Below are 20,509 nucleotides of genomic sequence, written 5' to 3' on the forward strand. Positions count from 1 at the left end.
GAGGCAGCGACGGTGCTGGGCGACGCTCCGCTCGGTGGCCTCGCTGAGGTTGTGCCAGAGGTGCCACCGGTCCGCGACCTGGACGGCCTGCGGTGCACCGGCGGTGGCGCCCTCGGCGAAGAACGGCGCCCGGTCCCGGCACACAACCTCAACGCCGGGCCGATCGGCGAGCCAGGCCGCCAGGCTCGATGCCTCCCGGTCGGGCAGCAGGTCGACAGGGCGGCGGGTCTCGGCGTCGACGAGAACGGTGCCGTAGTGGCGGCCCTTGCGGGTGGCGTACTCGTCAACGCCGACCACACGCGGGGCGGGCACTTCAGGCTCGGGCAGGGCGTCGACCAGGCGCAGGGCGGTGCTCCGGCTGACGCAAACCCCGAGCGCGGAGCTCAGGCGGGCGCCGGCGCGGCCCGCCAGGGTGAGACCGACCGCGGCCAGCGTCGCGCGCAGCCGCTCGGTCCGCTGACGGTGCCGACGGGTCAGGCCGGGTACCTGCTCGACGAAGGTGCGGCAGGTGCATGCCGAGTTCCGGCAGGCAAACCGGCGGACCCTCAGCTGGAGAACAACGCTTCGTCCGGCGCTGGGCACATCAGCCGGAAACCGCAGGTAGGAACCATGAACCCGGCTCGACCAGACCCCGCACGCAGGGCCAGCGGCACCGTTTGCAGTGCATTCCGTGTCGACCCGCACTATCGCGATGCTCACGTCCACCGACAACACCGCGACGTCCGCGATCGACGGGAACAACAGCTCCTTCAACTGGGACACGATCTCTTCCACAGACCCGAACTGTCAGCCCAGCTGCCTTGACCACGGTCTAATTTCGGGCGACTTCACGCACTGCCCGGAGAAGCTCAGCCGTCACTCAGCGTGGGCGCGTCACAGAACCTGGGCCAGAACCGCGACTCGTGATCAAAGCCAGCGCGGGCCCTATGAGCCGCGAAGAGCGTGTGGGCGGCGACCAGGTGAGTGGGATCGCCCTTGGCACGGCATTGCCGGCGCAGCCACTCGCCAGGGAGCTGGTGGCTGCGGGCAAGTCGGGCGTCGGGCAGGGCAAACCGCCGGGTCCATCCCCGCGCGTGCGGGAGGCAGTTGATCGCGCTGGGCCCGTTGCTGCGGAGGGTGGGACCATCCCCACCTGTACAGGGAGCCAGCCAGGTCGACCGCGAAGGAAAGCGCCGCCGCGGAGCATCCCCGCGGACGTGGGATGCAGGTGAAGCTGCTGGCGGCGGCGACTCGCACGATGGGTGTGCCGGTCGATCAGGGAGCCGGGACAGGGCCACCGGGCCTGAACCGCTCCACCCCGACGATGTGCCGCACCTTTACCGGGCGCACGATCACCGCGACCCGCTGTTCCCCCGGCATGACCCACTCATAGTCGCTGCCCAGGTACTTGCGGGCCAACCGGTCCATCCGGTCGTGCGCCTCTGCGCCCTCGATGAAGCGGGCCACCACGCCACTGATCTGCACTCGGTCGAAGGGGTCGCTGGCATCCGCATGCGAGAGATAGACACGGGGGTCGCGGCGCAGGTTCTCCTCCTTCACCCTCCCCACCGACGTGTTGAAGGTCAGCTCCCCCTCCCCCTCCAGATCCACCCACATCGGGCTGACCTGCGGCGCCCCATCAGCGAACACAGTGCCCACGTACCAGATGTTGGGAGCCAGCAGCCGGGCACGGACAGCTTCATCGAAAGTCGCAGCCATCTAAGGAGAGTACTCACCGCAATCGAGCGATGCCCAGGCACGAGCCGCCCCGGGCTTCGGCCCCGGATCCGAGACATCGCAGCGGGCGGGCACTCGCACTCGTACCGCACCGGGTCGAGTCGGCCCACTCGCTCCCGCACGCCAGGGCTCGCACTCAGTCGCGCCCATTATCTTGTTGACGGGTAAATTCCGGTCCTTCGTACGATCGGGTGGCCCAGGTGCCTGGGCGTACGGCTGAAAGCACTCATACCGCACGTGTGGCTTTGACTGATAGGCCACCCAGCGCCCCGCGACAACACGGCCGCTCATGGGGATGAGCGAACAGAGATCACTTCCCAAGGACACGTCCGCGTGGTCGTCTGCAGGGCCAGTCAACCGATCGACAAAGGAGACTCGGGTGCCCGAGCTCTGGACGGCGACAGACGCCGGCGAGCCCGGGCACCACTGCACGGTGATCGACACAGTCGGGACGATGGTGCTCCCACCCCGAGTACCGAACAACGAGGCTGGACTGTTGGAACCGATCGGCAACGCCCTCGCGCTGGCTCAAAATGACCCGTGGCCTGCAGCCTCCGCATGATGGGGATCGGCTCCCGTTGGACCTGAAGATACTCACCGCTCGCCGCTACGACCTAGCAGCCAACCGCATGCGAGCCATCAACCGCATGCGGCTCAGCTGCTGGAGTACTTCCCCAGTCTGGAGCGGGCGTTCGACTACACCGCGTCCAAGGGTGCTCTCGTGCTGCTGACCAGCTACCAGACTCAAGCTGCCCTGCGACGGATAGGTCCAAGCCCTGGTCAAGGCCGTGGTGGCCCTGGACGAGGAGATCTCCAGGATCGACCTGAGGATCGCTGCCCTTCTTCCGTAAGCATCGCGACACGGAAGTGATCGTCAGCATGCCCGGGATGGGTCCTTCGCTGGAGGCGGAGTTCATCGCCTGCACCTGGGACGACATGGATGCCTTCTGGACTGCGGGGTGCCTCGCCGGAGCCGCTTGTCTCACCCCGGCCCAGAGGGCTCAGGCCGCATCAGTGTCAACGTACGCCGGCCACACCCCTACCGATGCCCGCCATTACTCGTCTTCTACCTCTCCGCTCACTTCGCCGCCCACTTCTGTCCAGCCTCGAAGACTTTCTACGACCGCGAACGGTCCGAGGGCGAGAGCCACAAGCAGGCGATCCTCGCCATCGTCCGCCGCGCACCTCGACGTCCTGTGGGCCCTCATTCGCGGCCAGAGAACCATCGACGTCCTACCACCTCAGCGCGGTCTCGTCGTGGGCTGATACCTCGTGCCTGGAACAGCCCGTACTTGCTGCCGCGGTGCGCCTCAGTTCCTGATGAGAGGCGCGTAGGGGTGGCCCTCCGACGTGAGGATGAGGACGAAGTTCTCGCCCATCCGCACAGCTACCTCCCGCAAGCGGGCCAACACGTCTGCCTGGGAGAGCAGGTCGAGACCCAGGGCTGCCGCGGCACGCTCTCTCCGGGCCACGAGATCCGGCATGTCCTCCAGGTACGCGACCGCGAGCGCGCGGCTCTCCTCGTCCGTGAACGCTTGGCAGTCGCGCCACCAAGGGACGACCAGCAGCAGCCGCAGGAGCTCGGGCAGGCCGATCGCAACCAGGGCCGCACCTCCTTCGGAGTCGGCAAAGAGGACGGGACGGTCCTCCCCACCTTCACCGCAGAAGAAGTACGTGCCCCCAGCGCCGTCGCCCGCGAAACTCTCGAGCGCCGCACCCGAGGCGAGGTGGACTTCTTCGCCGTGGTCGCCTCGGTCCAGGTCGAAGTCACCCGGCCAAGCGAGAAAACGGGCAGCTTCGTCCTGTTCTCGGATGGCAGCGATCAAAGAATCCATGGGCCGCACCTTACGGCTCACTGGGTTGACGAGACTCATGGAGAAGCAGTCACAGCGCTCCGGCCCGCCCGACTTCCCGCGAAGCCCCGCAGGACCCCATCCTCCAAGAACACGGGGAACCGCCCGTCGACCACAAATTGAGCGTACGAGCGCTGCAGACCATCCCCACGGGAGCAGGGAGCAAGGCTTTCCGGTGCCCCCCGGCTGGGGCCATCCCTGAGGGCGCGGGAAGCAGCCTTCCGGTAGACGGCTCCCGAACTGGCTTGAGGCCGCCGTGTGATCCTCGGGGCAACAGGCAACCCACCGTCGCCACGGACGGCACCCTGGTCCTCCACTCCCCCATCCCACGCCCCTTGCGCCCACTCAAGGTCGGCCACCGACCACGGTGCCGCCGCACGGCCCTCGGAAGAATCCCCGCCCTCCCTGACCACCCGACCAGCGAAAGCACCCCGCCCTGACAGACCGTCACTGGTGCCAACCCGGCACATCGCACCCAGCTGATGTCAGCCGCGCGTGCGACGCCGGCACGGTTCTGGTTTCAGTCCAGCACCCACCTTGCCTCGGTCCCGCCGTCGTCCTCGTCGGGGCCGGTGGACGCACCGGGCACGACAGTCTCGGCTGTCACCGGGTCGGGCGGGAGGGTTGGGGGCGTCCGCTCCGGCTCCAGGGGCAGGAGGAGGTCGGCGGCCTCTACCAGCCCCAGCAGTTCCTCCGGCTCGGAGTCCGTACCCAACGGGCGACGCGAGTCCAGTGCGCGAAGCGGGCGCGGGCGCGACAGGCATGGGCCCTAAAACGCCGCGCGGAGGGACTCGCTTCGTCGACGATCCGGGGCCGCCGGCCGCCGGTCGGCGCCGGGCGAACAGCCTGGCCCAGGTGCCGTCCGCCGACCACAGCGGGTGGCGCTGGTAGGCGGTTTGCCACGGGCGGGAACCGCTGGAGCAGTTCACGCCACTGCACTCCGGCGCCCAGCCCGTGATCGATTCCGTTGATCTCCTGGTGGTGACTGCGCCATCGGCCGCACCGATTGCCACTCACCGGCAGCAGCGCGTCCAGCATGGCCCGCTGTTCGTCGGCCAGATCACCTCTGCTGATCATGTCCGGCGCGGTAAGTCGCTCGTCGGGCAGGTGCCGTTACGCCTCCGCCTTCTTCATCAACTCCATCAGAGTGGAGAAACTGTCCGCGGCGTGACCGGCGTCCATGCCGCGCCGGAAGAGCTCGACGACCGCGGTCGGAAGCGTGGTGTCGACTCCCGCGTCGGCGTTGGTGTGCAGGACGTGCTCGACGCTGGCCATGCCCATGGCGAGGCGGTCCACGTCTCCGATGTGCCGGCCGGCATCGATGCGATCGGCGTAGAAGGAGAAGAATCCCGGCAGCGAGTTCGCGGTCTCCACGGCGTGCGGCAGGATGTCCGCCGCCGTCAGTCCGTTGGCGTCGGCGAGGGCGATGGCCTGCCAGTAGCTCAGCATGGAGGTCCAGAACATGACCATGCCGATCTGGTACATGAGCGCGGCGAGCCCGGGGTCCTCTCCCCGGTGGTCGGCCCGCCCCGTGATGACTTCGAGCGCGGGCCGGTGCTGGTCGAAGACCTGACGCGGGCCGCTGTAGAAGGTCGACGATTCGGCCTGCCCGATCCCGGAGGGCGGCACGGTGACGCCGCCGGTCAGCTGAACGGCACCCCGCTCGGCCGCCCAGCCGGCCGCGGCCCGGGCCTTCTCGGGCGTGTCCGAGCTGAGATTCACCAGGATCCGGCCGGCCAGCGCGGCCGTGGCGGGCTCGAGCGTGGCGTACATGGCGGCGTAGTCCGTGAGGCTGAGGATCACCAGCTCATTGGCGGCAAGGGCCTGCTCCACGTTCGGTGCGAGCACCGCCCCGCGCGCGACCAGGTCGTCCGCGCGCGACGCGGTGCGGTTCCAGACGGTGACGTCGTAACCGCGGTCGAGGAAGGCACCGGCCATGGCCTGGCCCATGGGGCCGAGGCCGATGACGGTGACCGACTGCTGGGTGCTGCTCATGATGAGATCTCCATTCCTCACTAAAACGAGCGCTCTATTTAGCGCGTGGTGAGAACGTATCACAGCTCTAGAACGAGCGCTCTACCCAAGAGGTCGATACGGTGGCTGCATGCAAACCAGCACACGGGACCGGATCGTCGTCGCCGCAGCACGCCTCCTGCAGCGGCAGGGCTATGTCGGCACGGGAATCAAGCAGATCGCCCAGGAGGCGCAGGCCACCCTCGGCTCCGTCTACCACTTCTTCCCAGGCGGCAAGGAGGCTGTCGCCGTCGCCGCGATCAAGCACGGCACCGAGGAATTCGCGACGCTCCTGCGGAAGGCACTGGACAGCGAGGAGGACCCGGCCGAGGCCGTGATGGCCTGCGCCCGGCAACTCGCCGACGAGCTGCGCGAGTCGGGCTGGATCGACGGCTGCCCCGTGACCGCAGCGGCCCTCGAGACGCTCGGCACCGACTCGGAGATCCAGCAGGCATGCGCCGACGCACTGCGCGGCTGGGAGCACCTGGTCCGCGACAAGCTGCTGCGCTGCGGCTTCCCCTCCCAGAGCGCCCAGGAACTGGCGACCACCGTCATCTCCACCCTGGAAGGTGCCGAAGTCACCGCCCAGGTCAACCGCAGCGAGGAGCCACTACACATGGCGGGCCGGCAACTCGCCCGCCTCGTACGTTCGTACGAGGTCTAACTAGGAGGTTGGGGAGGTGAAACGCCTCCGGGATGATCTTTCGGAGTTCGTTGCCGATGTGTTCGGCTCGTTGTCGCGGCGGGATCAGCGGCGGTGGGGCGGGGGGCATCTGCGGGTCTGATGCTGGACCGCCGGCGCAAGTCGGTCCAGCCAATGACCGGGCGGCTGCCGGACGGGAGCATGCGGTCTCTGCAGCAGTTCGTGAACCCGTCGCCGTGGGATCCGCTGCCGGTTCGCCAGCGGATCGCTGAGGGAGCAGTTCGAGATCGGCTGAGCTTTGAGCGCGGCTGGGGCCACCAGCGCGGGAACGGAACGCATGAGATGGCGTACGGGGCCTCGGCTTCGCCACAGGGACCATCTGAGCGCACCCGGGAGGCGCGTCGCGAGAATAGGATCCGGCACGCCGGCTTCTACGGGCGAGGTCTGTAGGGGCGGCTCATGCCGTGAGCCTCCAGCGCACTCTCGTAGATGGATCAGAGCCTTGGTGGAACCAGCCACAAGATGGACCGGTGCCGAGCCGCGCCGCAGAGCATCGACGTTTTCGACGACCTTTGCGTGAGCCAGCACCGCAACCTTCTGCCGCACCAAGTGCATAGCGAAGATCTGCCCGCGAACGGCCACGGCCCGGCGTATCTCGTCGTGGAGGTCGTCCACGGCCGTTCGCGCGGCTGTCTTCCGGATGCGGGTCCGGTAGTCCTCCTCCCACGACCGGTGCGCGCGGACACCACACCGATCGAGTGCAAGCCGCCATCTGGGACCATTCCCACGCGATCGGAGAACAGCTGGTCACGACGGCCGTCTGCGTACGGTCGGAACCATCCCCGCAGGCGCAACAGGATCTTCGGCCTGAACGGTCGCGGTGGGATGGGGTACAGGAACGCGCCTGGCCGACCTGGAGCCCAGTGTGGTGCCCGGCCACTGTCTAGGCGACACCCCACCCCTTCCCGACTCGCTCGCAGGTACTTCTCCACCCGTTGGGTGCGCACCCCCGCCCCGACGCTCCGCTAACCGCAGTCACCTCTCCCTCAGCAACGGACCTTCCTCCCCGGGGTGTTCGCCCATTGAACCGGGCAATCATGCCCGGAATGGGAGGCGTCAGCATCGGCCCCTGACCTCGCGCCTTGGGCGCACAAAAAGCGCTCTCACGCAGTCAGCCGTCGCCGGCGACCGTCTGGACGGACAGACCGGTCGCCGCTACCCGTCGAGCGCCGAAGGTGAACGCGCGTATTCACTCGACGAACCCCACACGATATGGTCACACGCTCACCACAGTAGATACACAGAGCGAGGAACAGTGAACCAGCAGTTTCCGGGGCAGCAACAACCGTCCTACTCGCCTCCCCCGGGACCGTACGGCCCCCCGAAGAAGAAGCGCTCCACCGGCGCCATCGTCGCGATGGTGGTCGGTGGGTTGTGCGTCTTCCTCATCCTCTTCGGCGCGCTAGCCGGACCCGAGGACTCCCAGGACGACAAGGCCGGCAAGCCCTCGGCTCCGGTCGCGAAGACCACGCCCACCGTGTCACCCGATCCTGAGCCGCCGTCCACTACACCGGCCGATCCGCAGCCCGATCCGCCATCCGATCCGCCGGTCACGACGTCCGCACCCAGCAACACACCGGTCAAGCCCGCCGCCGAGCAGCTGCCCAACTTCTTCGGCATGGGCCTCCAGTCCGCGCAGGACAAGGCTCAGGAGCTCGGTTACTACTACCTCACCTCCCATGACGCCCTTGGCCGCGGACGCAACCAAGTCCTCGACCGGAACTGGAAGGTCTGCTCCCAGTCTCCTCAGCCCGGCCGACACCCCCACACCACCGAGATCGACTTCGGCACCGTCAAGCTGGAGGAGACCTGCCCCGCCAAGGACGCTGGCGGTGACGTCGCGGACCCCGCCTCGACGATGCCGAACTTCACAGGCAAGTCCGTCAAGGTCGCGCGCGAGGCACTCGACTCCTCCACCAGCCTCACCCTCAAGGACGCGTCCGGCGCGGATCGAATGATCCTCGTCGAGTCGAACTGGCAGGTCTGCTCACAGGCACCCGCCTCGGGAACGGAACTCAACGGCCAGCCAGTGACACTGCATGCCATGAAGTTCGACGAGGGCTGCTAACGGGAACTGTCAGAGACCTCGGGTCGAGTCGACGCGGCCGGCACTCGCACTCGCACTCGCACTCGCACTCGCACTCGCACTCACCCGATCTCCCCCTCGGAGCGGACAGCCCCGTCGACCTTGCCCCAGGCAGCGTGCGCATTGCCCAGGGGCTGTCCGCGTCGCGCCTCCGAGGACACCGGACAGACAGCCCACGTCGATGACCGTCCTGCTCGCCTATCTCTGGCCCACCCTTGCTGGCGGTCGGTGGCCGGCACGGCCACCTTCCAGAGACCTGGCCCCGCACCACCTGCTTGCTGACGGACTTCGGAGACCGGCTGCGCTCCAAGATCGCCGCCTGCCTCCCTCTCCGTAGCCCGCAGCGACCGAAGCGACTGTTAAGCCGACACATGTGTCCCAACAGACAGCCCCGTGCGGGGATCAGTGGAGCCAGCGTCCTTGGCAGCGGTGCAGACCACCCCGCAGGCCCGAGCAGCAGCGAGAGCGAGGGTGACCTGCATCCTGGCCCCTTGACGATGCCAAGATCATCTGCACTGGTACGGAGAGGTAGGCCGCGGGTCGGGCCGCACAGCCGGGAGGGCGGGCACTGTCCCGGGCGGGGCCTGGCCGCCGGGGCCGGCCCCTCAGGTACGGGAAGCAGAGGCGTCGAGGCCGATGCCAAAGCAGGAAAGAAGACCGCTGCGAAGAAGGTCCCGACAGGAAGGGCGCCGCCCGCCACCGGGAGTCAGCGTGTATCCGTCCCTCGGCAGCGGCCACTGGACGGCCTTCACCACCGGATCACCGGCCCCGGTCGATCCGCTCCGCCTCCACCGGCACCCCGGCCAGCCAAGATCCGGAGCGCGGGCCGGTGGTCGCGCGACGACGGGCGGGGTGAATTCGCCTGCCCTCTCCTACCTCCGCGCGCGAGCCGTCACAGGGAAGGCGTGGGCCTGGTGACCGCCGCTCGCCAGCATGCGGACGTCTCCGCGCTCGCTGATCTCCGCGCGCACGATGCCCGTATCGTCCTCGTAGACCGGGCAACCACCCGGCCCGGCGCGCTCCGTGCGGCGGACCACGACCACGTCGTCAGCTACTGGCGACTCCTGGAAGACGAGCTCGTAGCTCTCGGGATATTCCATCGATGCCACCACCTCTTCCATCGTGACCCCCACACCGGCTGCGCGCCTGTTCGCCGAGGTGCGCGGGTCAGATGCCGAACTCCGCCGCCGACAGGCCAAGCGCAGCACACGCCTCGCGGATGATCTGCTCCTCGGCAGGCTCGATGTAGCCGTCCGCACCCGCGACCACGATGCCGGTCTGGATGACGGCCCGCGCCTCGGCGGGCTTCTTCGCCACCTTGACGACCTCCTGAAGCACCGCAGCCTTGCCGATGACGAAACCGACCGAGAGCTGGTCGACGTGCTTGTTGAAACGCTGGCGGAGCTGGTCGGCGGGAAAGTTCTGAAGGACGTCGTTGGTGAGGATGAGCGATTCGACGTGCTGACGCTCGGCCGGGTCGACGCGTCCGTCGGCCGCGGCCACCAACGCGCACATAGCCATGCTGGCGTCCCGGAAAGCGCCGCTCTTCAGCTCTGTCTTCAGCGACGTGAGCTGCAACTTCAGCGCGCTCACGAGCTCGGCCCTGGAACCGCCGCCGGACCGTGCGCCGGACGGCCCGTGGCCGCCGGAGCCGCCGCGCGCCCCTTGGGCCTGCTGCAGACCCCTGGTCGCCTGGTCCTTGATCCGATCCCACATCGCCACTCGTGCCACCCCGGCTTCTGCCATGTCGTCCGTCGTCGGACACGCATCATCGCGTACCACCCTGCCAACGTCTTCCCCACACGGCAAAGTTCCGCCGCCGTGAGTGACGTGACGCCCTGAGCACACGTGCCGCTCCTACGCGGGCGCGGGCCGGAGCAGCGGCGGTCGGCCGGTCCGGAAGTCTTCGCCGCAGAGGCCCTCGAACCTGGGGAGCAGCAGCCTGGGGGTCCGTCCCCGCTCGCGGGAGCCGAGGGGACCCTCCCTGCAGGTACGGAAAGTCGGCGGCGCCGGGCTGTCGCATCCGTCCAGGCCCTCCAGCTCAAACCCCGAACCAGGCCATCAACCACTTCGGCGTCAAGGAAGCGAAGGCAGCCTCCTCACACCCGGCCTCGTCGGCGGCCTGACCGCACGCGCCACCACACACATCGCCGACGTGGACCCCCCAGCCAAGGGCATGACGGACGCCGACCCCCCGGCCATGCAAAGGCGCGTGGGGGACCGATGGACCGCCATCCGTCGTCGATGCCCGACTTCCGCACTCCGTCAGGGCGCTGCCTTCCGCTGGGATAGCCTCATCGTTCGGCGCTGCCGGTCGACCTCGGTGACGACCACCGCGATCTCTTCACCTACGGTGAAGTCGGCCTCGGGGTCGGGCCGATCGGGGTCCAGCTCGCTCATGTGGACGAGCCCCTCGATCCCGTCGGCGACCTCCACGACGACACCGAACGGAAGCCGCCGGACGACCCGTCCTGTCAGCTCCTGCCCCAGACCGACGTTCTCGGCGAACGCCTGGAAGGGATCGGGCTCCGTGGCCCTGAGCGACAGCCTGGCCTCCCCGTTGTACGTATCGAACTGCAGGAACTCGCAGGTGACACGCTCCCCCACGTGAACGACTTGCGACGCGTCGGCGAAATGGCGCCAGCTAAGCTCCGGCAGCGTGAGGAACCCGACCCCCGGGAAGCAGGGATGCAGGGGACCTTCGTCCAGAGCGACGAACACCCCGAACGGTTCGATGGCCGCGACGGTACCGGAAAGCAAGTCCCCCTCCCGCAGCGAGCCCAGGAACTCCCAGAGCTCCGGGTTCTGCGCCGGTTCGATCATGTGGTCCAGCCTTTCACAATGCGGCAGGGACCGGAGCATGTCACCGCGAGTGAGGAGCAGTCACGGTGGGCGCCCTTTCACCTGGGGCGCCTCGGGACCGACCGTGTGGGAGCACAGCTCACGGGCGACCGGTGCCTGAGGGACTGGGACCGGCCTTCGGCGGACGGATGTCGGCTCCCCGGAAGGACGAGGCGCGTTCCGTCCGTGGACCCATGTGTCGCCCTGCGGCTGAGTCCCCGCTCCGGCTCCGGGCCGCCGCAGCCGCACCGGTGTAGGTGCTGGTCTCACGCGACCGGCCCTCCCGGGCTCTCCGGCACCGCCGCACCGTAGGGTGTGCGGCGTGAGTGCATGGCAGATATCCGATGAGGAAGGCGGCGTCCTCGCCGCCCGCTGGTGGCAGTGGGCCCTGTCGGCGCCCGACGACGTGAGCCCGGTGGCCGACACGACCGGCGCACACGCCGCTTGGCGGCAGCCGGACGACCTGTGGTTCCTGGCGGGCACCTACGGCGGCCGGGTGGTCCGCCGCTGTGAAATTCCGGCCGGGCGCCCCGTGTTCTTCCCGGTGCTCAACATCCACCACACCAAGCTCCACTCTCGCAAGCCCCTCTCCCTCGACGTGACCAGCGCCGAGGCGTACCTCAACGGCGCCCCACTCCCCCTCCGCGAGTTCGTCGCCCCGCCCTTCCGCGTGGGTCTGCGTACGCATCTCGCCTGGGGCCTCTGGTCCGCCCTCACCCCGCTCGTCCCGGGTCAGTACGTCCTCGAGATCAAGGGCACGACGGCGGAGGGCTTCCAGGTCGACACGACCTACCACCTCACCGGCACGGCTGGCTGATCCGGCGTCCCGCGGTACCGGGCGGGGAGCCGGCCGGCCATCCAGGGCGTCACCATCCGTGACGGAGAGCCGTTCCCACCGGCCAGGAAGCAAAGCGCACCACCCCGTCTAGGCATGCCCATCCACCTGGCACAACAGCCCTCGAACCACCCCGCCACACCCCGCAGCACCCCACGCACCCACCACAACCTCTCCCGGGTGGTGACAGCAGTGGTGAGCGACCGCATCCGCGGGCCGTCCCCGCGAATGCGGAGAACAGCCACCCACTCCGACAAGGCCGCAACGTCGCGGGAGGGTTGCCCTACGTCGTTGGTCAAGGGAAACGGGTGTGCGTTGGGTCGGCGATCCGGGCAGCATGGCGGCGTGAGCGACCTGCTGTGGGATGACGTGGAGTACTTCTTCGACGTGGACTTGACGGGGGCGTTGCCGGACGTGCGTGTCCCGAATGCCTCGGTGGAGGACTGGCAGGCGGTCCTCGACCTTGTCGCGGAGAAGGGCTGGAAGTGCCAGTACTCCGAGGGAGAGAGTGTGCTCCCGGTGCCCCGGGCGGAGGCCGTGCTGTCCCGTCTGGCGGATGCCGAATGCCCGGCCCTGCGGGTCTGGCCGACGGACGATGTGTTGGCGGTCTTCAGATTCCATGCCGACGACGAAGTCGACTTCGACGTTGACCTACGGGAGTTGCAGGGCCAAGACCGACTCGATGTGCTCTGTGGCTTTCTTCGGGAGATCGGGCGTCGACTGAGCAAGCCGGTGCTGATGGACCCAGAGGGCGAGTACGGCCACGCGGTGCTCGGGTTCGACGTCGAGGCCGATCGGGTCGTCCTCCTCGATGAGGGCCGACGGCTGCGGTTCGTAGAAGGTGCCATACCTGAGCATCGCGAAGAGGACTTCGGCTCGGCGTAGGCGGCGAGGTCGTCGACGGTAGGGAAGGTGCTGCCGTCGCCGACCTCGATCAGGATGGGGGACTCCGGTCCTGACGCCGACGCCCAGCATCGGGGCCAGTACCCTGGAAAGAGGGTTGGTCCGCCGCAGGTCGCGGTGATCACCGTATGGGCCCTGCCACAGTAAATCCGGCATCCGGCATCCGCTGTGGCAGTTGTCCACACGTCTCCGCAATCCAGCATCTGCCCGAATGCGTTTCTGTTGTGCGGACTTGAGGGAAGAGGACTGCCAGCGCCCGACGCCGCCCCGGCCAGGCGCCAGCGCGTTCGCCTGAGTCAGACCCCCAGATTCTCCGTCACGGGCAGGCACTCGGCGAGCAGGTCGACGACGTCGCGCCACGCTCGCTGCGCGTGCCGTGGGTGGTAGCCGACGCCGGGGACCGTGGGGTGGTCGACCGGCGGGTGGTGGAAGGCGTGCAAGGCGCCGCCGTAGACCGTGAGGCGCCAGTCGACGCCCGCGGCCTGCATCTCGGCGGTGAACGCGTCCCGTTGCGCGGGCGGCATGATCGGGTCCTCCGACCCGACCCCGGCCCACACCGGGCAGCGAATGCGCGCCGCCTCCCCCGGTCGGCCCGTGGTGGTTGCGTTGACCGTCCCGATCGCGCGCAGGCTGACGCCATCGCGCCCGAGTTCCAGCGCGATGGCGCCCCCGGTGCCGTAACCGACGGCGGCGATCCGGTCGGGGTCGGTCCGCGGTTCGGTGCGCAACACGTCAAGCGCCGCGTGGCCGATGCCTCGCATCCGCTCGGGATCGGCAAGCAGCGGCAGGCAACGGGCCAGCATCTCGTCGGGGTCGCCCACATAGCGCCCACCGTGAAGGTCGAAGGCCAGCGCTACGTATCCCAGCTCGGCGAGAGCATCGGCCCGGCGGCGCTCGACGTCGCTGAGCCCCATCCCCTCCGGCCCGAGCAGCACCGCGGGCCGGCGGTCGACACCGGCCGGAAGCGCGAGGTGCCCGATCATCGTCAAACCGTCGGCCGGATACTCGACCACACGCCTCGTAATCGTCGTCATGACTCTGGACTGTAGTGATCGTCGAACCCGGTCCGGCTGCTGTTCTGCCGCTGGCAGAACAGCGCGGGTATCCCTCGCAGCCGGATGCTGGGTGTACCGGCCCACTCCTGTGAAGGGCGTCACCAGCAAGTTCACCTCACAGATCCTGCTCGCGCAGCGGGGTGAAGTCGTCCGAGTTTCGGGTCGTACGCCTCGGGCTGGATCCCCAGCTCGTGAGTGCTGCACTCGCCGAACCGGTTGATGTGCTCCGTCAGTACGGCGAGATGTGCGCCAGGTCCTCCGGGCCGATCTCCCAGCCTTCCTCCAGCAGCTGCCGCACGATCTCCGCGATGTCCAGGGCATTGAGGAAGATCACCGCGTTTGTGAGCAGGCGAATGCCTTGAACTTCATCGCCTTCTCCTGCTCTATGGGGTCGGTGGCGGCGATGACGCCGCGGTTGCACAGTGCGGATCACCCGGCCCAGAAGTAGCCGTGGTGAGCGGAGATGTTCTCGATCTGCTCGTACTGCTTCGCGGAGCCACCGAAGTCCTCCAGCGCGCGGGTGACCTCACCGAACTCACCCGCCTGCACCACCTGGGCCTTCGCCAGGGAGAGGACCGCCGGGGAGACCCTACCCTCCAGCCGAGTCGCGACCACGTCCACCGACGCCTCCTCGTCCAGGCCGCCCTCCATGCCTGGCGGAGTTCGGCGGTCATGGCCGCGGCCTTCGTGAGCGACTCCTGGGCCGGGCTGCCCTCGTCGATATGCTGGAGCACCGTGCGGTGGTTCCCGATCAGGGACTCGACGATCTCCCGCTCGGCCAGCCGGATCTCCTCCAGCTCCGCCTTGGCCTTCTTGATCTTCGTCGCCACCCGCTTACACAGCATCGTCGCCAGGTCGTCCCGCACCCGCCGGCCGCGGAGGCAGGTTCCCCGAAACGGAGAAGGATCCCTCATCACGCACGAGTGAGGAGTCCTTCCCCGTGATGAGGAACGACGGGGACGGAGAGCAGGCGGTCGGGGGGGTACCTGACTGAAACTGGGTCGGGACTTCAGCTCGAGGGGTTTCCAGCCGTGCGGTTGACGACTACCGATCCGAATCGAACAGGCTGTTGACCTGGGCGTAGGTCGGCGCGTCGGCCAGGAACCTGAACGTCCCGTGCTCGGACACCTCTGACGCCGCCGCCAGGAGGCCGCCCAGTGCCGCCCGGGCGAATGCGGAGCCCAGGCTCACTCTGCGTACCCCCAGCGCCGCCAGCTCCGCCACGCTGCCCATCGCGGGAGAGGCCAGTACGTTGACCGGCTTGCCGACCGCCGAGCAGACCGCCCGAACCGCGGCCGCGTCCGGCAGCCCTGGCGCGTACAGCACATCGGCCCCGGCCGCTTCGAACGCCTGCAACCGGGCGATGGTGTCCGCAAGGTCCTGGCGGCCGTAGAGGAAGTTGTCGGCCCGCGCGGTCAGCACGAAGCCGGACGACACAGATCGTGCCGCCTCGGCCGCGGCCGTCACTCGGTCGACCGCCTCTGCCAAGTCCCTGACCGGCGCACTCGGGTCGCCGGTCGTATCCTCGACCGACGCACCGGCGAGGCCCGCGTTCACCGCAAGGCCGATGGTGTCCGCCACCTCCTGGTCGGTGCGGCCGTAGCCGCTCTCCAGGTCCGCCGTCACCGGCAGGCTCGTACCGGCAGCGATGACCGCCGCGTTGGCCAGGGCCTCGTCCCGGGTCACTCGGTTGTGCCCGTCCGGCCGCCCCAGCGACGCCGCCAGCCCGCCACTGGTGGTCGCCAGCGCCGCGAACCCCATACCTGTCAGCAGCCGCGCCGATCCCGCGTCCCACGCGTTCGCGACCACGAACACATCCTGCTTCTCGTGCAGCGCCCGGAAGACCTCTGCCCGCGATACCTGATCCACCATCACCCATCCCATTCCCTCATAACCGGCGGGACGACACCGTCACGCCGCCCGTTCATGACGCACCGCACGCCCGCCGCCCAAGGCACGTCGCGCTCGGTCTCGGCAAAGGGTAGATCCGCCGGGGTGGCGGAGGCTGGAAGCGGGCGGCACAGCGACGACAGGTCGGGGCCCGAGGCCCTCCCGTGGTTCAGGTCTCGGTGATACCGAGTCCAGTGAGGGCCGCGCGCTGGGTAGGTTTCGGCGTACCGGACACCGAGCGCGTGGTTGTGCTGCTCGCCGTGAGGGAGGAGGGGTGAGACTCGTCCAGCCAGGTACACGCGATCGGGTTCGCCCAGGTCAGCGCCGCCACTGACGGACCGTTACGGAATCCTTCTGGTACTGGTGCGGATTCGTGGGGAGCATCCCGGCCACGCGCGGGACGGCTGGCTGCTGCCGGCCGATTGTCTTCTTACAAGGGCAACAGCTCCTGGCACGCTAATTTTGGGGCACCCCAGAGCAGAGGAGAGCCCCGTGGGCAAGGTGGTCATGTACAGCTCGGTGTCGGTGGACGGCTTCGTCGCGGACGAGAATGACCAGCCGGGACCACTGTTCGACTGGTTGTCCAGCGGTGACCTCCCGTTGGACGACAGCGGTGAGCTGAAGGTGTCGCAGACGTCCTACGACTACACCCGGCCGTACTGGGACCAGATCGGAGTCACGATCGTCGGCCGCCACGTCTTCGACCTGACGGACGGCTGGGGCGGGAAGCCTCCGGGCGGCATCGACCACGTGGTCGTCGTGTCGCACCGGCCGGAGCCCGAGGGCTGGGACCCCAAGGCGCCGTTTCACTTCGTCGACGGCGTCGAGGCAGCCGTGTCCAAGGCGCAAGAGCTTGCGGGTGACCGCCTGGTCGAGGTCGCCGCTGGTGACGTCGGCGGTCAGGTGCTCGCCGCGGGTCTGATCGACGAAGTGCGCATGGACGTCGTACCCGTCGTGTTCGGATCCGGCAAACGCTACTTCGGGTCGGTCCACGCGCAGCACTTGCTGGAGGATCCTGAGGTGGCGATTCAGGGCAACCGCGTGCTTCACCTGCGCTATCGGGTGCGCCGTTGACCGGTCTGAGCGGGTGCGACAACAAGTCCATCGCGAACGGTGACACAAGGTCGGGCCACCCCTCCCCCTCGACGAGCGGATTCCCGACCGACCACGGTTCAAAGCCGCGACTTGATGTTCCTCCAGAACTGCTGACCCGCTGGTCGGCCGAAGGTTTGGCGGTTCGTCCTCGTGCTGGTTGCCCAGGACGAGGACCGAATTTCGCGGCGACAGGGAGCCCACCGACGCCTCCTGGACGGCGACCGTGTGTGGAACGCCGACACGGCACGAGCCGAGCCCCCACCTCCTCTGCCAGATATAGACCAAGCGCAGAGTCCGGTTCACCGCCCGGTCTGCAGCAGCGCCGGGAAGCCGCGCGCCCGAGAGAGACCGAGCACCGGACGGTCGTCCAGCTCCTCGACCAGTGCGTGCGCGAACGTGGTTACCGCGATCCATGCGTCCTTGTCCTGGCCCCGACGCCGACACGATCTATCGGCGCCGCACACACGGCCGCTCCGCCTCAGCAGATGGACAACCGCCGAAGCCCACGACCCGTCCTTGGCCTCGACGAACACATGGTTCCGCAGACAGGCCACGCGCTCGTCGATCTCCTGCCGCAGCCTGTCCACCACCTCGGGACGGAACTCATCCAGATGACAGGCCACCCACTCGGTGAACACCACCTTCATAGCTCCCGTATGGAGTGCGAGAAGGAACGACGCAGATCATGCCTGCCGGATCTTCCTGGGCCCGCTGGCCGAGGCCGCTGGTGCCTCATCGGCCTCTGTTTCGTCCCGCCGGTCCGCGGCTTTCCTCGGCCGTGCTCGGCCTGATCAGCGACCGGATCGGGCCGTTCGTCGGTGCGGCAGTGCCCGAGCCTCGGCGGATGTCGGAGGGCGGGTTCTCACGCGTCGGCTGGCTGGGTGGGGGTGGGAGTGGGGGTCAGCGTGATGAGGGCGATGTCGTCGGTGAGGCGGTAGGTCCACTGTTCGACGTCGGCCACCAGGTGGTCCACCAGGGCGGGTAGGGGGACCGGAGGGAGGCCGTCTAGGCGTTCGGTCAGGGGGTAGAAGGTGCCGGTGGCGTCGCGGGCTTCGGTCAGGCCGTCGGTGTACAGGAGCAGGGTGGCGTCCTCGGGGAGGTCCAGGGTGGTGGGGGTGGGGGCGGCCAGGTCCAGGGCGCCCAGGCCCAGGGGCAGCACGGCCGGCAGGTCGGTCTCCTGGGCGTGGCGTCCGGGGTGGATGATCACTGGTGGCAGGTGTCCGCAGTTGAGCGCCTTGAGTGCGGTGCCGATGCCGGGGTGTTCCAGGAGCAGGGCGGTGGCGAACAGTTCACTGTCGCCGCGGGCCTGGGCGCATCGGGTGAGGTGCCGGTCCAGGCGGGCGGCGAGCTCGCTCAGGTCGGCGGTTTCGTGGGCCTGGCTGCGGAAGCAGCCCAGGATGTCGGCGACGGTCTGGACGGCTTTCAGGCCCTTGCCCCGGACGTCGCCGATCAGGATCCGGGTGCCGAAGGCGGTGTCCGCGACGTCGTAGAAGTCGCCGCCGATGCCGGTGCCGGCCGTCGCGGGCCGGTACAGGCCCGCGACCTCCAAGGCGCCGGCTCGGGCTGGCAGAGGGCGCAGTACGGCTTCCTGGAGGGCTGCGGCGTCGGCGAGACTGCGGGCCAGACGCTCGGTCCGCCGGCCGCGGGCCCACACAGCCAGCCCGGCGGCCGCGCCGCCGATGAGGAACACGGCCATCGACGCCGGGCGCCGCGCGTAGCTGTCATCGCTCAGCCCGGCGACCAGCAGGTACAGGGCGGCACAGGCTCCGGCGACCGCGAGGGGCGCGACGGACCGGCCCAGCACGACGGCGGCCGACGCGAGAACGGTCACGGTGATCCACAGCAGTTCGTGCACGGTCGCGGCCCGGGTGGCGGGTGAGATCACCGACTCGTAGGGGATGCCCGTGACCGCCGCGCCGCCCAGAACCACCGACGCCGGGTAGGCCGCCGCCACCGCCCCTCGCCCCCGCGCGGGCAGGGCCGCCACCAGCCGGGTCGCCCAGGGCACCTGGGCCAGCACGATCCCGAACCCCACCACCGCGGCCATCACTGCCGCCAGCGCCGTAGCGATTCCCTCATGACCGTGCGGGAGAGTCGACAGCAGGGCGGTGCCGACGGCGGCGAGGGTGAGGCCGAGCGCCGAACCCGTCCGCTCCTGAAGACCGCGGCGAGCCCCGTACAGCCCGGCGGCGGTGAACCCGACTCCGAACCCGGCCCACGCCAGCAGGCTTCCGCCCTGTCCGCCGCCCCGCTCGGACAGCACCACCAGCAGCACCGTCGCCACCGCCGACTGCGCAAGCCCCCACACGCCGCCCGCCACCACCGCGCACCACACCACCGCACCGGGACCGTCGGGACCGTCGGGGCCTGACACCGGGCGGCGGGCCCACGGGCCGCGCCAGGAGACAGCGCCGGGCCGGCAGCACACGGCGAGGACGGCCAGCACAGCCCCCAGCAGCACCACCATCTCGAAGTCCCGCCAGTACCGCAGCGTGCTCGCCTGCAAGACCCCACCCGCCACCACGACCACCACGGCGCCTGCCCCGAACACTGGAAGGGCCAGTACGGACGCGGGCGGCGCCGATGGGGGAAGAACGCGCAACGCCGCCAGGAGCAGCCCCGCCGAGACCAGGGGCACCACAGCCTCCACCGCCCGCCAGCCGCCCACCTCGTCGGCGACCAGCGCCAGGACCGCTCCGACGGTCAACGCCGCGGCCAGCATCGCGAACGCCGCACCCACGGCCCGGCTCAGCCGCCCCGTCAGATGCACCACCGGCACCGACGCCATGTATCCGGCCACCGCCCCCATCACCGCGGCGCTCTCCACCACCAGCCCCGCCCCGTAGGCCCACGGGCCCCATGCGACCGCCACGACGGCCCCACCCACGCAGGAGGCCAGGAGCGAGACCACCACCACCTGGCGTGTGCCGAACCGGTCGGCAGCCCGGCCTGCCCCGAGCACCCCCGCCAACGAGGCGACGACCACCAGAACCTGGGCCCAGCCCCGCTCTCGCCCGTCCATACCGAGATCGGCAGCCGCCCGCACCAGCACGAAGTTGTGCAGGGTCGGCGCCAGCACACCCAGCGCGAGACCGGCCACGAGCACCAGCCGTCTCGAACGCCCGCCCCGGCCTCCAGCGCCACCTGCACCGCCTGCACCGCCTGCACCGCCTGCACCGCCTGCACCGCCTGCACCGCCTGCACCGCCTGCACCGCCTGCACCGCCTGCACCGCCTGCACCCGGACTATCCACCACAGACCGTTCCACCCTGCAGATCCTTTCCCATCCCGGGCCGCCGAGGCAGGAACGACTCCCGCTGCCCTGACAGACCGGCCTCCTTTCAGAGGGTGGTTCTCAAGTCTTCGGGTGGTACTGGCGTCGCCTGATGATGGAAGGCCGCCACCACGCTCGCCGAACGGCGGCCCTCTCGCTGGCGAAGAGGGTGCCGACACTGTCGAGCTTTCCGGCCCCACCCGGCGAGGACGCCGGTTCGACGGCGGTAGTAGGCGATCGCGAGA

Annotated in this window: 19 protein-coding genes and 2 pseudogenes; 7 read left to right on the forward strand and 14 right to left on the reverse strand. The window is 69.2% G+C overall.

Features of this window, described 5'->3' with window-relative positions:
* Window positions 1-54: 54 nt before the first annotated feature.
* Together ACFXMG_RS01230 and ACFXMG_RS01235 are read right to left on the reverse strand one after the other, a co-directional pair.
* Window positions 55-774, reverse strand: a pseudogene (locus ACFXMG_RS01230) (ISL3 family transposase); the annotation flags it as partial.
* Between the two features lie 480 nt (window positions 775-1,254).
* Window positions 1,255-1,698 carry a TIGR03618 family F420-dependent PPOX class oxidoreductase gene (locus tag ACFXMG_RS01235; protein ID WP_383813589.1) on the reverse strand — a complete coding sequence of 148 codons (444 nt, stop codon included), beginning with the start codon at window positions 1,696-1,698 and terminating at the stop codon, window positions 1,255-1,257.
* 906 nt (window positions 1,699-2,604) lie between these two features.
* Between ACFXMG_RS01235 and ACFXMG_RS01240 the strand changes: the two genes are divergently transcribed.
* Entirely contained in the window at window positions 2,605-2,982 is a 378-nt protein-coding gene (locus ACFXMG_RS01240) for a hypothetical protein (protein ID WP_383813591.1), read from the forward strand.
* Window positions 2,983-3,026: 44 nt separating this feature from the next.
* On the opposite strand, the gene ACFXMG_RS01245 is transcribed toward ACFXMG_RS01240, so the two are convergent.
* The 3 genes from ACFXMG_RS01245 to ACFXMG_RS01255 all read right to left on the reverse strand — a co-directional run bounded on the left by ACFXMG_RS01245 (window position 3,027) and on the right by ACFXMG_RS01255 (window position 5,564).
* Window positions 3,027-3,551 carry a hypothetical protein gene (locus ACFXMG_RS01245; protein WP_383813593.1) on the reverse strand — a complete coding sequence of 175 codons (525 nt, stop codon included), beginning with the start codon at window positions 3,549-3,551 and terminating at the stop codon, window positions 3,027-3,029.
* Window positions 3,552-4,089: 538 nt separating this feature from the next.
* Window positions 4,090-4,284, reverse strand: a complete 195-nt coding sequence (locus tag ACFXMG_RS01250; protein ID WP_383813595.1) for a hypothetical protein — start codon at window positions 4,282-4,284, stop codon at window positions 4,090-4,092.
* A gap of 398 nt (window positions 4,285-4,682) precedes the next feature.
* Window positions 4,683-5,564, reverse strand: a complete 882-nt coding sequence (locus tag ACFXMG_RS01255) for an NAD(P)-dependent oxidoreductase (protein ID WP_383813597.1) — start codon at window positions 5,562-5,564, stop codon at window positions 4,683-4,685.
* Window positions 5,565-5,673: 109 nt separating this feature from the next.
* On the opposite strand from ACFXMG_RS01255, the gene ACFXMG_RS01260 reads away from it, so the two are divergent.
* The 3 genes and pseudogenes from ACFXMG_RS01260 (at window position 5,674) to ACFXMG_RS01270 (ending at window position 8,353) form a co-directional block, all read left to right on the forward strand.
* Window positions 5,674-6,246: a TetR/AcrR family transcriptional regulator gene (locus ACFXMG_RS01260; protein ID WP_383813599.1), complete on the forward strand. Its 573-nt coding sequence runs from the start codon at window positions 5,674-5,676 to the stop codon at window positions 6,244-6,246.
* Between the two features lie 16 nt (window positions 6,247-6,262).
* Window positions 6,263-6,507 (forward strand): annotated as a pseudogene (locus ACFXMG_RS01265) (transposase); the annotation flags it as partial.
* A 1,033-nt stretch (window positions 6,508-7,540) separates the two neighbouring features.
* Window positions 7,541-8,353 carry a hypothetical protein gene (locus ACFXMG_RS01270; RefSeq protein ID WP_383813601.1) on the forward strand — a complete coding sequence of 271 codons (813 nt, stop codon included), beginning with the start codon at window positions 7,541-7,543 and terminating at the stop codon, window positions 8,351-8,353.
* 890 nt (window positions 8,354-9,243) lie between these two features.
* On the opposite strand, the gene ACFXMG_RS01275 is transcribed toward ACFXMG_RS01270, so the two are convergent.
* From ACFXMG_RS01275 to ACFXMG_RS01285, 3 genes are all read right to left on the reverse strand, one after another.
* Complete coding sequence (locus tag ACFXMG_RS01275; protein WP_383813602.1) at window positions 9,244-9,471, reverse strand: DUF6296 family protein; 228 nt, start codon at window positions 9,469-9,471, stop codon at window positions 9,244-9,246.
* 67 nt (window positions 9,472-9,538) lie between these two features.
* Window positions 9,539-10,093, reverse strand: coding sequence for a tellurite resistance TerB family protein (locus ACFXMG_RS01280; RefSeq protein ID WP_383813951.1), 555 nt, complete (start codon window positions 10,091-10,093; stop codon window positions 9,539-9,541).
* A 543-nt stretch (window positions 10,094-10,636) separates the two neighbouring features.
* On the reverse strand, window positions 10,637-11,194 hold the full coding sequence (locus tag ACFXMG_RS01285; RefSeq protein ID WP_383813604.1) for a S1 RNA-binding domain-containing protein: 558 nt from the start codon (window positions 11,192-11,194) through the stop codon (window positions 10,637-10,639).
* A 340-nt stretch (window positions 11,195-11,534) separates the two neighbouring features.
* Between ACFXMG_RS01285 and ACFXMG_RS01290 the strand changes: the two genes are divergently transcribed.
* Window positions 11,535-12,029: a hypothetical protein gene (locus ACFXMG_RS01290; RefSeq protein ID WP_383813606.1), complete on the forward strand. Its 495-nt coding sequence runs from the start codon at window positions 11,535-11,537 to the stop codon at window positions 12,027-12,029.
* Window positions 12,030-12,392: 363 nt separating this feature from the next.
* Window positions 12,393-12,932, forward strand: a complete 540-nt coding sequence (locus ACFXMG_RS01295) for a hypothetical protein (protein WP_383813608.1) — start codon at window positions 12,393-12,395, stop codon at window positions 12,930-12,932.
* 314 nt (window positions 12,933-13,246) lie between these two features.
* Here ACFXMG_RS01295 and ACFXMG_RS01300 read toward each other — a convergent pair whose 3' ends face one another.
* The 4 genes from ACFXMG_RS01300 to ACFXMG_RS01315 form a co-directional block, all read right to left on the reverse strand.
* Entirely contained in the window at window positions 13,247-13,984 is a 738-nt protein-coding gene (locus tag ACFXMG_RS01300; protein ID WP_383813610.1) for a dienelactone hydrolase family protein, read from the reverse strand.
* A gap of 250 nt (window positions 13,985-14,234) precedes the next feature.
* Entirely contained in the window at window positions 14,235-14,438 is a 204-nt protein-coding gene (locus ACFXMG_RS01305; RefSeq protein WP_383813612.1) for a Tn3 family transposase, read from the reverse strand.
* Window positions 14,435-14,656, reverse strand: a complete 222-nt coding sequence (locus ACFXMG_RS01310; RefSeq protein WP_383813614.1) for a hypothetical protein — start codon at window positions 14,654-14,656, stop codon at window positions 14,435-14,437. Before ACFXMG_RS01310 ends, ACFXMG_RS01305 begins: the two co-directional genes overlap by 4 nt.
* A 393-nt stretch (window positions 14,657-15,049) precedes the next feature.
* On the reverse strand, window positions 15,050-15,877 hold the full coding sequence (locus ACFXMG_RS01315; RefSeq protein WP_383813953.1) for an isocitrate lyase/phosphoenolpyruvate mutase family protein: 828 nt from the start codon (window positions 15,875-15,877) through the stop codon (window positions 15,050-15,052).
* Between the two features lie 510 nt (window positions 15,878-16,387).
* On the opposite strand from ACFXMG_RS01315, the gene ACFXMG_RS01320 reads away from it, so the two are divergent.
* On the forward strand, window positions 16,388-16,969 hold the full coding sequence (locus ACFXMG_RS01320) for a dihydrofolate reductase family protein (RefSeq protein WP_383813615.1): 582 nt from the start codon (window positions 16,388-16,390) through the stop codon (window positions 16,967-16,969).
* 320 nt (window positions 16,970-17,289) lie between these two features.
* Here ACFXMG_RS01320 and ACFXMG_RS01325 read toward each other — a convergent pair whose 3' ends face one another.
* Window positions 17,290-17,637, reverse strand: a complete 348-nt coding sequence (locus ACFXMG_RS01325) for a hypothetical protein (RefSeq protein WP_383813617.1) — start codon at window positions 17,635-17,637, stop codon at window positions 17,290-17,292.
* A 215-nt stretch (window positions 17,638-17,852) separates the two neighbouring features.
* On the reverse strand, window positions 17,853-20,096 hold the full coding sequence (locus ACFXMG_RS01330; protein WP_383813619.1) for an MFS transporter: 2,244 nt from the start codon (window positions 20,094-20,096) through the stop codon (window positions 17,853-17,855).
* Window positions 20,097-20,509: the final 413 nt, after the last annotated feature.

The organism is Streptomyces sp. NPDC059201 (assembly GCF_042754585.1).
Taxonomy (GTDB): domain Bacteria; phylum Actinomycetota; class Actinomycetes; order Streptomycetales; family Streptomycetaceae; genus Streptomyces.

Coding starts and splice junctions, on each gene's coding strand:
- ACFXMG_RS01310 (WP_383813614.1), bottom strand. CDS start 14,656: ATGGAGGGCGGCCTGGACGAGGAGGCGTCGGTGGACGTGGTCGCGACT.
- ACFXMG_RS01275 (WP_383813602.1), bottom strand. CDS start 9,471: ATGGAATATCCCGAGAGCTACGAGCTCGTCTTCCAGGAGTCGCCAGTA.
- ACFXMG_RS01245 (WP_383813593.1), bottom strand. CDS start 3,551: ATGGATTCTTTGATCGCTGCCATCCGAGAACAGGACGAAGCTGCCCGT.
- ACFXMG_RS01315 (WP_383813953.1), bottom strand. CDS start 15,877: ATGGTGGATCAGGTATCGCGGGCAGAGGTCTTCCGGGCGCTGCACGAG.
- ACFXMG_RS01325 (WP_383813617.1), bottom strand. CDS start 17,637: ATGAAGGTGGTGTTCACCGAGTGGGTGGCCTGTCATCTGGATGAGTTC.
- ACFXMG_RS01235 (WP_383813589.1), bottom strand. CDS start 1,698: ATGGCTGCGACTTTCGATGAAGCTGTCCGTGCCCGGCTGCTGGCTCCC.
- ACFXMG_RS01300 (WP_383813610.1), bottom strand. CDS start 13,984: ATGACGACGATTACGAGGCGTGTGGTCGAGTATCCGGCCGACGGTTTG.
- ACFXMG_RS01240 (WP_383813591.1), top strand. CDS start 2,605: ATGGGTCCTTCGCTGGAGGCGGAGTTCATCGCCTGCACCTGGGACGAC.
- ACFXMG_RS01255 (WP_383813597.1), bottom strand. CDS start 5,564: ATGAGCAGCACCCAGCAGTCGGTCACCGTCATCGGCCTCGGCCCCATG.
- ACFXMG_RS01285 (WP_383813604.1), bottom strand. CDS start 11,194: ATGATCGAACCGGCGCAGAACCCGGAGCTCTGGGAGTTCCTGGGCTCG.
- ACFXMG_RS01260 (WP_383813599.1), top strand. CDS start 5,674: ATGCAAACCAGCACACGGGACCGGATCGTCGTCGCCGCAGCACGCCTC.